We start from the raw sequence: 9621 nt of genomic DNA, 5'->3' as shown, positions 1-9621 counted from the left end.
GGAGAGAGGAATTCGATGAGGGTTTTGGTCGTTGGCGCTGGAACAATGGGACATGGAATCGCACAAATATGTGCCATGGCTGGGTACGATGTTGTTCTCGTGGACATCAGCGATGAAATCCTTAAGAATGCTCTAAAAAAGATTGAGTGGAGTTTGGGAAAGCTTGCGGAAAAAGGAAGGATCGAATCTCTGAAAAGCGTTCTTACAAAGATAAAAACGACCACAAATTTGTCCGAAGCAGCTAAAGAAGCTGATTTTGTGATTGAAGCGGTCGTTGAAAAAACAGACGTTAAGCGTGAGGTTTTCAGAGTTCTTGACGAAAATTGTAGGGAAGAGGTAATTCTCGCGACGAACACTTCGACTATTCCCATCACTGACATCGCTTCAGATACTTCGAGAGCAGAGAAGGTTATCGGTTTGCACTTCTTCAATCCACCCACTCTCATCAAGCTCGTTGAAATCGTGAAAGGAGAAAAGACGAGCAATGAAACCTTAGAAAAAACTATTGAATTCGCCAAGAGCATAGGTATGGATTACGTGGTTGTCGAAAAAGACGTTCCGGGTTTTCTCGTGAATAGGATAAACCTCAGAGTTTTTGTTGAGGCAATACGGATGATTGAAGAGGGATACAAAGCAGAAGAAATTGATAGCGTTGCAAGATATCGACTGGGATTGCCGATGGGCATTCTTGAGGTCGTGGATTTCAGCGGAGTTGATGTCGTTCACAATGTTCTCAGCGAAGTGACAAGGAGGGGATTTAACGTAAAACCCCCAAAGCTCGTTGAAGAAATGGTGAAAGATGGTAGACTTGGAATGAAATCTGGAAGGGGATTTTACGAATACAAGGGAATGTACGGTAGAGCAAAAATTCCGAAGAAATTCGCTTATAAAATAAACCCTTTGAGGCTTGTGGCTCCAGCCGTTAACGAAGCTGCTTGGTTGCTCAGAAATGGTGTAGCAAGCAGAGAGAGCATCGACAAAGCTATGACTCTCGGGATGGGCTATCCAAGAGGAATTCTTGAGATTGCCGACGATTACGGAATTGATAGGATAGTTGAAACGCTTGACAGGAGAAGAGAGGAAACCGGTTTGAAGGAGTACGAAGCTGATGAGTTGCTAAGAGAAATGCTTAAGGAGAACAAACTCGGGAAGAAAACGGGAGAAGGATTTTACAAGTGGATGTACGAACGCATGGATATTGGTTCGGTAATTTACGAGAAGAGACACAACTACGCTTTAATAACGATGAACAGAGCTGACAAGCTCAACGCTTTAAACGAGGAAATGTGGGCAGGCTTGAAGAAAGCTTTTTTAAAGGCTAAAGAGGACGAGGACGTCAGAGTTGTTGTAATCACTGGCAAAGGCAGAGCGTTCTGTGCTGGAGATGACATAGCCGTTATGAGCTCCTGGAAAAAGTTTGCAGACGGCAAAGACTTTTTCGAGAAAGTTGCCATGCCTTTAATCGAAACTCTCTCCTCCTACACAAAACCGATAATCTCTCTTGTGAATGGATACGCTTTCGGAGGGGGCATGGAACTCAACTTGTTCTTCGACGTTGTCATAGCAAGTGAAGAGGCAAGCTTTTCAGTCCCAGAAGGTTTGATCGGAGCGATGCCGCCTATCGCATCTACCCTCGGAGTAGGAATGGTGGGGAGAAAGCTGGCTGTTTACTGCTTGACTGGAGATGTTATGGATGCCGAGGAGGCTAAGAATTTGGGAATAGTTGATATCGTTGTCCCCCACGATCAGCTTGAGCTTGTGGGAATTGAATACGCTGAAAAAATTTCGAAACTCGCACCGAGATCATCGAAAGCCATAAAGGAATCCGTAAATTCCGTGAGGCAGGTTTTTGCTGCGGCTTTGAAGGTTGGAGTGAAGGAGCTAATCGAACTCATTCCAACGGAAGATTTCAAGGAGGGAATGAACGCTTTTATCCAGAAGAGGAAAGCGAGGTGGAAAGGAGAATGAACTTCAAATTTAGTGAAGAGCAGAAGTTGCTGAGAGAAGCTGTTAGGGAATTTGCGGAAAAGGAAATAAAACCTTACGGCAGAGAGTACGATGAGAAGGGGGAGTACCCTTGGGATATTTTAAGGAAAGCTGCCAAGCTCGGATTTATTGCCGCTGACGTTCCCGAAAAGTATGGGGGAGCGGATCTCGATTACTTAAGTTGCGTGATAATTGCTGAGGAGTTTTGCAGAGCTGATAGCAGCATAGGTTCGGCTTTAGTTGCTGCATCCCTTGGCTGTCCGATGGTGAAGTACTTCGGTAGCGAGGAGCAAAAGGAAAAATATTTGCCGAAAATCGCAAGTGGGAAGGCAGTTTCAGCCATAGCGATAACGGAGCCTGATTGCGGGAGCGATGTGGCAGCGATAAAAACAAGAGCTGAAAAAACCGATAACGGCTGGATTTTGAACGGGACAAAGACTTTCATAACAAACGGAAGCATTGCCGAATGGGTTGTAATTTTAGCAAAAACGAAACCCGAGGAGGGATACAGAGGTATAAGCGCTTTCTTAGTTGAAACAAGTTGGAGAGGATACGAAGCTAAGAGAATAAAGAAGATGGGTTTGAATTGCCACGACACGGCGGAAATTTTTCTGAAAAACGTGTTTGTGCCAAGGGAAAACTTGATTGGAAAAGAAAACAACGGTTTCTACCAGCTTATGAGATTTTTCAACGAAAGCAGGGTAAGCGTTGCTGCTGTTCAGCTTGGAATTGCGATAGGTGCTTATGAAAGGGCTTTGGAGTACGCTAAGGAGAGAAAAGCTTTCGGGAAGCCGCTTATAGAGCATCAAGCGATTCAGTTTAAGCTGGCAGAGATGTTTAAAGACATAGAGGCTGCCAAGCTTTTGGTTTACAAAGCAGCTTGGTTAATCGATCAGGGCAAGCCTGATCCGGCTTTAAGTTCAGCAGCAAAGCTTTTCGCGAGCGAAATGGCAGTTAAAGTAACCTACGAAGCCGTTCAAATCTTCGGAGGCTACGGATACAGCAAGGAGTACGACGTCGAGAGGTACTATCGAGATGCGAGGGTCGGAACGATCTACGAAGGAACGAGCGAAATTCAGAGGCTCGTAATAGGAAGAATGATCGCAAAAAAGAGTATTTTTTAGAATTTTTCTGACAAAAATCTCTCCAGTTCGTTCTTCAACTTTTCTGCAACTATCTTTCCGTCCACCTTTCCTCTGAACTCCTTCATAACCACTCCCATCAGCGGTTTGAAAGCACCCATCCCCCTTTCGAGGACGAAATCCTTTCTCTCCTCTATAACTTTTCTTATGTACTCCTCAAGATTCTCAGCTTTTCCTATTCTTTCGGCGATTTCCTCTTTAGATAGCTCTTCTTCGCAAAGCATCCTCAAAGCCTCTTCAGCACCCTCTTTAGCTATTTTCTTCTCGGCGATGAGTTCGAGAACTTTTCTAAAGTCATCTTTGCTGAGTCTCTCAACGTTAAAACCGTCCTTCTTAAGCTCTGAGGGAATTATGTGGAGGACTTTCGCAACTGTGGTTGCTCCAATTTTTTTAGCGAACTCTTCGAAAAGGTCGTGGAATTCGGAATCTGCGATAATCATCGCAAGATCCTTTGGAAGGGAGTACTCTCTAACGTACCTTTCCGCTCTCTCTTCGATCAGCTCTGGAATTTCAACTTTTATGTCCTCTATCTCCACTGGTGGAACGTCGGTCTCTGGATACATCCTCGCTGCTCCCGGGAGAGGGCGGAGGTAAGATGTCGTTCCATCTTCGTTTGCTTTTCTCGTTTCTTCTGGAATTCCGATCAGGCAGTACTTTGCCCTCTCTATAATCCTCTTCAAAGCTCTGTCGACTCTCTCTTCATCTCCGGCAGCGATGACAACAGCGTCATTCTCTCCAGCTCCGACGAACTCCTTAAGCTTTTTAACTTCCTCTTCGCTTATTCCGTAGGCTGGAAGTTCGTCGGTGTGGAAAATTCCTCCCAAACCGAAAGTTTTGGCTATGTCCGCAAACTCCGTTCCAAGCCTTCTTCCCGGCTGAATTTCTTTTCCAACAATTCCGGCAAAGTTTTTGAGGAGAATCGCCTTGATTTTACCAGCTCTCCTTAAAATCTTAGACTTCGTGCCTTTAAAAATCTCGCTAACGTCGAAAATCTCCTCAACCACCTCAGCGTTCCTCTCTCTAAGCTCGTCCCGTATTTTAAGCAAGTTAACTTGTCTGAGAACTTCGTACTCAACAACTTTATCGAGAATTTCAAGGCTTTGAACACCCTTTATCTCAACTCTGGCACCCTCAGCTATGGATATGTTTACATCCTGCCTTATCGTTCCCAGTCCTCGCTTGACTTTTCCAGTGCTCCTCAAAATCATTCCTATCTTCCAAGCAACCTTTTTTGCCAACTCTGGAGAGTCTATATCCGGCTTAGTTCCTATCTCGACAAGAGGAATTCCGAGTCTGTCTAAGGAGTAAGTTACGACTCCCTCTCTCTCCTCTATCTTTCTGCAAGCCTCCTCTTCAAGGCAAAGCGTTGCTACACCAATCTTTCTTCCGTCAACTTCAACATAGCCGTCGAAAGCAACCAAAGCGGTTCTTTGAAATCCCGTAGTGTTGCTTCCGTCTATGACTATCTTCCTCATCACGTGAACTTCGTCGACGAGCTCCATGTTGAGCATTTTTGCAATTTGAACTGCTATTTCCAAAGCTTCTCTATTTAACTCGCTTGGCGGCTCCTCATCGGCTTCGACGAGGCAAGTTGTCGGATAAAACTTGTAAAGGAATTTTTTACTCCTCTCAACTTCTTCTCTTGCAGCTCTATCTTCTTCTCCAAGCTCGCTCCTTTTTAGCCTCAAGTAGCGAAAGAATTCGAAATTGGATTCGTTTAATTCCATAAGCTTTGTGGGGCATCTGCAAAACAACTTGTGTTTCGTGTCAAGCTGCTGGTGGATCTCGATTCCGACTTTAAGACCGAGCTCTGAGTAGTTCATCAAGAAAGAATTTGCGATGCGTTAAAAACATTTTTCCAAGAATTTAAATTATATAAGTTCTCTCTCTTCTACCATGAAGGTGAAAATTAAAGAGGCTTACAGACTTCTTCACCCTCGTCCGGTAGTTTTGGTATGCTCTTCCTACGAGGGAAAAACGAGTTTCATGGCTTGCTCTTGGGTAACTCCAGTAAACGACGAACCAGCCATGCTGGCTGCAGCCATATGGGAGGAAAACTTCACCCACGAACTGATAGAGAAAAGTAACGAATTCACGGTTAACGTTCCAAGCGTTGATATCGCCGAGAAGGTGTGGCTTGCCGGCAAAAAAAGCGGTAGGAGCGTTGATAAAGCTAAGTTGACGGGATTAAAACTCGGAAAGGCGAAAAAAGTTTCTGCGCCAATAATAGAGGACTGCGTAGCAAACCTCGAATGTGTCGTTAAAGATAAAGCAAAAGCTGGAGATCACACTGTATTCATCGCCGAAATTGTTGAAGCATACGCAGAGAAGGACCTTTTCGAGAAAGTCTGGAAGGAAGATGCGAAAATTCTGATGCACGTAGGAGGAAAAGTATTTTCAACGAGTAGTAACTTCTTTGAAGTCCGCTAATGAGAGCGATGAGGCATGAGGGTGTTCAAAGAAAAGGTCGTTACAGCTTGGAAGCTGACTCTTCCAGCTATTTTACTCTCTCTCCTCCTCGAATTTTCGGCTGGAATTTTCCTCGGTAAGTACTTTGAAAAGCTGATGCTTCACTACCCCTTAATTCTCGTTGTTCTTCCGGGGCTAATGGGTTTGAGGGGGAACATATTCGGTGCTCTCTCCTCAAGATTTACAAGCGCTTTGTACCTTGGAGAAATCGAGCCGAAGCTTAAAGATAGGAAAGTTTTGGAAATTATTTTAACTGGAGTCTCTCTTTCTCTCCTTCCTGTGGCGATCCTCTGGTTAGTGAGTGTCGTGAAGCTCGGCTTGGATAACGCTATAGTTGTTTTCGCCATACTGCTTGCTTCTACAATTTTCGTCAGCATGGTTCTCGGACTGACTGCTGCAAGCGTCACGATAATACCTTTTAGGAGAGAAATAGATCCCGACGCCATTGCTACTCCAGTTGTAACTTCTGTAGCAGATTTGCTCACGATTCCAACTTTGATACTGTTCGTTTTGCTCTTCGAAACTCACGAAGGAGTATTTCTATTTGCCCTAATTTTCTTTCTCGTTCTCTTCGGAGTTATGGGAGTAAAGTACAAAATTTCGAAGAAGATTTTTTTCGAACTCTCGACAGTGTTAATCGTTCTTGCTGCGGTGAGCTCGATTTCTGGGGCTTTGCTTGAAACATTCAGCAGAGAAATTCACGAGTCCCTCATTTTCAGCATTCTTTACCCGGCAATAATCGGTAGCTTAGGAAACTTTGGGGGAGTTGTTGGAGCGAGAACGTCTACTAAGTTACACATAGGAGAAGTTGAGAGATTTTTTGAAAAGGAGACTCTTCTTGACATTCTTGCTTTAACGACATTGACGTTGCCGCTGGCATCGATAATGTACTCTTCGGGAGTTCTTGTTGCCTACTTCATTTTCGGAAAAGTTCCGGGAGTTTATTACTTCTTTTTCCCCTTCTACATGCTCACGGCTTTGTTCGTTATGCTCCTCGGAAATTTCATTTCCGTGGCTTTCCACAAATTCGGTTTCGATCCGGATAACGTTACCGTTCCAGCCATAACTACCTTAGCAGACCTAATCGGAACTGCTCTCACTATTACTCTTTCCCTCCTCTTTTAGCTCCTTCTCGAGCTCCTCATAAACATCGAGCAGAGCTATGAGGGTCGTCGGAATTGTGTGCTCGGTTGCGAATGTTATGTATGGTGTGAGATCTATCACGAAATCTGCAAATCTGAAAATACCTTTTGGCAAACCGACTCTGCTCCCAGCGAAAACAACGATCTCGTCCGCTCTTCTAAAAGCTTTCTTTAAATCCTCCTTTATGTCGGAAAGTTGTTTTCCAGTCGGATCGGTTACAATTAAAACGTTCCTCCTTCTCTTCTTGTCTCTTACAGTTTGATACAAATCGTGCACGTAAACGGGAACCTCTCTGACTTCCCTCGAATACGACTTCTTTTGAATTTTCAGCCTTGCAATCTGCCCTCTCCTTACACCTTTGAGGAACTCAAGAAGTTCGTAGGCGTTTACGTAATTGTACGGAGCGATAATCAGCTCCTTTATCTCGAAAGATTGGGCGGCTCTCCCTATTCTTTCTCCAATCTGCTTCGCTCCTCTCAGATCTTCCAAATAAGGCATCTGAACGAAACTGATTTTCCCAAAAAATTTCGTCGAATCGATCTTCTCTGGAGTGTACTTCTTGTGTTCTTCCTTCCCATCTATAACCCCTATGAACGTTCTTTCGTTAACGATCTCAACGTAAACGGCTTTCTCCGGAAAGTTCAAATCTACGTCAGCACCGCTTAATTCCTGAATTCTTCTTCCAAGCTCTATGTTAACGTCCGTACTTGTGAAATCGTGCTTTAATCCTCGCCTTGTTGTCCTCACTGCAAAGCTTTTGAATTCTCCCATCGCCTTTACTACGTCTTCAGCTTTAGAAACAATCTCGTTCAGGTCGGATTTAACTTCGAAAAGAACGGGTATGGCTCTCTCAACTTCTGGAACCTCTTTAACCTTTTCGATGTCATCGCTGTGAACAATTAGAATTCCGAGGTAGCCGGCTGGTCTCACTTCAACTTTGACATCTCCGAGCTTGTCTTTTATGTGGCTTGCAGCTATGTATTCCAGCCCTCTCTGGGTTTTAACGAATATCATCCATAAACTTCGAGGAGTCGCTATTTAAAACTATCAGATAAGTCTGAATGATGGGTAGTCTCCTTCGTAGGCGAGCTCCTTTTCGAACTCTCTTACGGCTTTGTGAAGTTCGAAAAGCTCTTCGAAGTATTCAGAATTTATTCCTATGTGGCAGCCTCGATTAAATTTCTCGTGAACTATTTTAAAAGCGCGAATTTCGTCACCTCTTTTAGAGTAAACTCTCAGATATCCCTCCCTACCGCATTTCGGACAGGTGACGATAATGCTGAACTTTCCTCTGCGATTCTTTACAATTCTAAAATTAATCATGGGCAGAAATATAACCACAACATTAAAATAACTAACTATTTTTTTCTTCTTCGAGGGGCCGTAGGGTAGCCTGGTTATCCTCCCGGCTTTGGGAGCCGGTGACCCGAGTTCAAATCTCGGCGGCCCCATTCGAAATTTTCTGCTAACGGGTGATTGACCCACCTTAAGAACTCTACAAGGCGATCTTCGAAAAACTGGCTCAAATTCGGAAGGTATTGTGTTCTTAGAGTGATTGAAGCTGAAGATTACAGAATTGTCTGAGTGTAACCACAGAAGATCTGTGGGAGAATCGTGTGTCCACAGGGATCTTACCGAGATCTCCTTCGTGGGAATCTTTTTATCTAAAATAAACGAATTTAGATGTGATGAACGAAGTTGTCGAGATTCTGAAAAGACTCGAAGAGATGGACAAAAGGCTCAGGAGGATTGAGAAGCTTTTCGAAGGGGAAGAGTTGACTGAGGAAGATCTTAGGGAGATCAAAGAGACTGTAGAAGCCTGCAAGAGCGGAAGGATGAAGGTTTACACGCTCGAAGAAGCAAAGAGGGAACTTGGAATCTCTTCTCTCTCAACATAAGAAAGATCAAGGGAGACTACTACCGCATCTGGTTGGAAAAGTTCGAATCATCGTTAAGATTGATTTCGAGAACAGAAAAGTCCTCGTCGTAAGAGTGGATTGGAGAAGAAGAATTTTTGTGATTCGATCTTGCGGTAATACATAGAGTCGTAACATTTGTTATATTTAACGTGGTGAATTTCGGTGCGTAATATTGGGATTTGGGAAAATTCCCGTTTTCCCAAGAGTCAAAATTACCCCCTTTGGCATCTAAGGTTGAGATGCCGCCGAAATAACAAGCAACCTGATAGTACCGAATTTCTGGAGGTTTCTAAGAAAAGTTGCAAAGCTACTTTACTAAATAGACTTTAAGGAATTATATGCGATCATAGATTCTTTCTCTTTTATCCACCTTGGCGACCCAAACTATGCGATTTTCGAAGTCTATCTCTACAATAATTCTGAACTTTCCAGCTCTAATCCTGTAAATACGGTCTTTTATCTTTTTGATGTCTAATGAGAAAAGGTCTTCAAGTCTCTGAATTTCCTTGTAAATTCGAATTCTATCTTTTTTATCGAGCTTTTTGATTTCCTTAGCCGCTCGATCCGATGTTATGACTTTAAACTTCATCTTCGATATCGAGTTCTCTCTTCAGTTCCTCAAGAGTGTAAGTTTTCATTTTTCCAGTTTTGCAGGCTTCGAGTATTTCCTCGACTTCTTTGAGTTCTTCCTCGCTTAGTTCATCAAAGAGTTCTTCCTCTATCTTCTTGAGCCTCTTATCGATTTCATCAAGCTTTTCCTTGATCTCTTTGAGAATCTCGACGACTTCGCTCATTACTCTTGTGTTTGCAAAAATAAAATAAAAAAGTTGTCATCCTACTAACTCCTTTAAATCTTCTTTTTTAGATTTAGAAGAATTTGACAATTGTCAATTGTCAAAACAAAAGTGACAGATCTTACACAAACTCTAACTTCAGAAAATTATATTACATATGTATTAAAG

Annotated in this window: 10 protein-coding genes and 1 tRNA gene; 6 read left to right on the top strand and 5 right to left on the bottom strand. The window is 43.2% G+C overall.

From position 1 onward, the window contains the following. Positions 1 to 15 precede the first annotated feature (15 nt). Together F7C14_RS06505 and F7C14_RS06500 are read left to right on the top strand one after the other, a co-directional pair. On the top strand, positions 16 to 1968 hold the full coding sequence (locus tag F7C14_RS06505) for a 3-hydroxyacyl-CoA dehydrogenase/enoyl-CoA hydratase family protein (protein ID WP_290901082.1): 1953 nt from the start codon (positions 16 to 18) through the stop codon (positions 1966 to 1968). After that, positions 1965 to 3110 (top strand): acyl-CoA dehydrogenase family protein, encoded by a 1146-nt coding sequence (locus tag F7C14_RS06500; RefSeq protein WP_290901079.1) that lies wholly within the window; start codon positions 1965 to 1967, stop codon positions 3108 to 3110. Before F7C14_RS06505 ends, F7C14_RS06500 begins: the two co-directional genes overlap by 4 nt. Here F7C14_RS06500 and gatE read toward each other — a convergent pair. After that, positions 3107 to 4951, bottom strand: coding sequence for a Glu-tRNA(Gln) amidotransferase subunit GatE (gatE, locus tag F7C14_RS06495; protein WP_290901076.1), 1845 nt, complete (start codon positions 4949 to 4951; stop codon positions 3107 to 3109). The two genes, F7C14_RS06500 and gatE, sit on opposite strands and share 4 nt — an antisense overlap. A gap of 73 nt (positions 4952 to 5024) precedes the next feature. Between gatE and F7C14_RS06490 the strand changes: the two genes are divergently transcribed. Both F7C14_RS06490 and F7C14_RS06485 read left to right on the top strand, forming a co-directional pair. Further along, positions 5025 to 5558: a flavin reductase family protein gene (locus F7C14_RS06490; RefSeq protein WP_290901074.1), complete on the top strand. Its 534-nt coding sequence runs from the start codon at positions 5025 to 5027 to the stop codon at positions 5556 to 5558. 15 nt (positions 5559 to 5573) lie between these two features. Continuing rightward, positions 5574 to 6722, top strand: coding sequence for a magnesium transporter (locus F7C14_RS06485; RefSeq protein WP_290901071.1), 1149 nt, complete (start codon positions 5574 to 5576; stop codon positions 6720 to 6722). Here F7C14_RS06485 and F7C14_RS06480 read toward each other — a convergent pair. Together F7C14_RS06480 and F7C14_RS06475 are read right to left on the bottom strand one after the other, a co-directional pair. Further along, complete coding sequence (locus tag F7C14_RS06480; RefSeq protein ID WP_290901068.1) at positions 6678 to 7754, bottom strand: SPOUT family RNA methylase; 1077 nt, start codon at positions 7752 to 7754, stop codon at positions 6678 to 6680. The genes F7C14_RS06485 and F7C14_RS06480 overlap by 45 nt on opposite strands. A 33-nt stretch (positions 7755 to 7787) precedes the next feature. Continuing rightward, positions 7788 to 8063, bottom strand: a complete 276-nt coding sequence (locus F7C14_RS06475; protein WP_290901065.1) for a hypothetical protein — start codon at positions 8061 to 8063, stop codon at positions 7788 to 7790. Positions 8064 to 8117: 54 nt separating this feature from the next. On the opposite strand from F7C14_RS06475, the gene F7C14_RS06470 reads away from it, so the two are divergent. Together F7C14_RS06470 and F7C14_RS06465 are read left to right on the top strand one after the other, a co-directional pair. After that, positions 8118 to 8191, top strand: a tRNA-Pro gene (locus F7C14_RS06470). A 237-nt stretch (positions 8192 to 8428) separates the two neighbouring features. Further along, on the top strand, positions 8429 to 8638 hold the full coding sequence (locus F7C14_RS06465) for a hypothetical protein (protein WP_290901063.1): 210 nt from the start codon (positions 8429 to 8431) through the stop codon (positions 8636 to 8638). Between the two features lie 355 nt (positions 8639 to 8993). On the opposite strand, the gene F7C14_RS06460 is transcribed toward F7C14_RS06465, so the two are convergent. Then, positions 8994 to 9248 carry a type II toxin-antitoxin system RelE/ParE family toxin gene (locus tag F7C14_RS06460; RefSeq protein WP_290901061.1) on the bottom strand — a complete coding sequence of 85 codons (255 nt, stop codon included), beginning with the start codon at positions 9246 to 9248 and terminating at the stop codon, positions 8994 to 8996. Beyond that, entirely contained in the window at positions 9238 to 9453 is a 216-nt protein-coding gene (locus tag F7C14_RS06455; protein WP_290901059.1) for a hypothetical protein, read from the bottom strand. The genes F7C14_RS06460 and F7C14_RS06455 overlap by 11 nt, the downstream gene beginning before the upstream one ends. Between the last annotated feature and the right edge of the window lie 168 nt (positions 9454 to 9621).

The sequence above is a fragment of the Ferroglobus sp. genome, from assembly GCF_015521575.1.
Lineage (GTDB): Archaea > Halobacteriota > Archaeoglobi > Archaeoglobales > Archaeoglobaceae > Ferroglobus.
Note: the sequence above shows the minus strand (reverse complement) of the source record. Positions and strands in the feature narration are given on the sequence as shown.

Bases quoted from the DNA above. Each gene is read 5' to 3' on its own strand.
- F7C14_RS06460 (WP_290901061.1), bottom strand. From the start codon at position 9,248: ATGAAGTTTAAAGTCATAACATCGGATCGAGCGGCTAAGGAAATCAAA.
- F7C14_RS06505 (WP_290901082.1), top strand. From the start codon at position 16: ATGAGGGTTTTGGTCGTTGGCGCTGGAACAATGGGACATGGAATCGCA.
- F7C14_RS06480 (WP_290901068.1), bottom strand. From the start codon at position 7,754: ATGATATTCGTTAAAACCCAGAGAGGGCTGGAATACATAGCTGCAAGC.
- F7C14_RS06465 (WP_290901063.1), top strand. From the start codon at position 8,429: ATGAACGAAGTTGTCGAGATTCTGAAAAGACTCGAAGAGATGGACAAA.
- F7C14_RS06475 (WP_290901065.1), bottom strand. From the start codon at position 8,063: ATGATTAATTTTAGAATTGTAAAGAATCGCAGAGGAAAGTTCAGCATT.
- gatE (WP_290901076.1), bottom strand. From the start codon at position 4,951: ATGAACTACTCAGAGCTCGGTCTTAAAGTCGGAATCGAGATCCACCAG.
- F7C14_RS06455 (WP_290901059.1), bottom strand. From the start codon at position 9,453: ATGAGCGAAGTCGTCGAGATTCTCAAAGAGATCAAGGAAAAGCTTGAT.
- F7C14_RS06485 (WP_290901071.1), top strand. From the start codon at position 5,574: ATGAGGGTGTTCAAAGAAAAGGTCGTTACAGCTTGGAAGCTGACTCTT.
- F7C14_RS06500 (WP_290901079.1), top strand. From the start codon at position 1,965: ATGAACTTCAAATTTAGTGAAGAGCAGAAGTTGCTGAGAGAAGCTGTT.
- F7C14_RS06490 (WP_290901074.1), top strand. From the start codon at position 5,025: ATGAAGGTGAAAATTAAAGAGGCTTACAGACTTCTTCACCCTCGTCCG.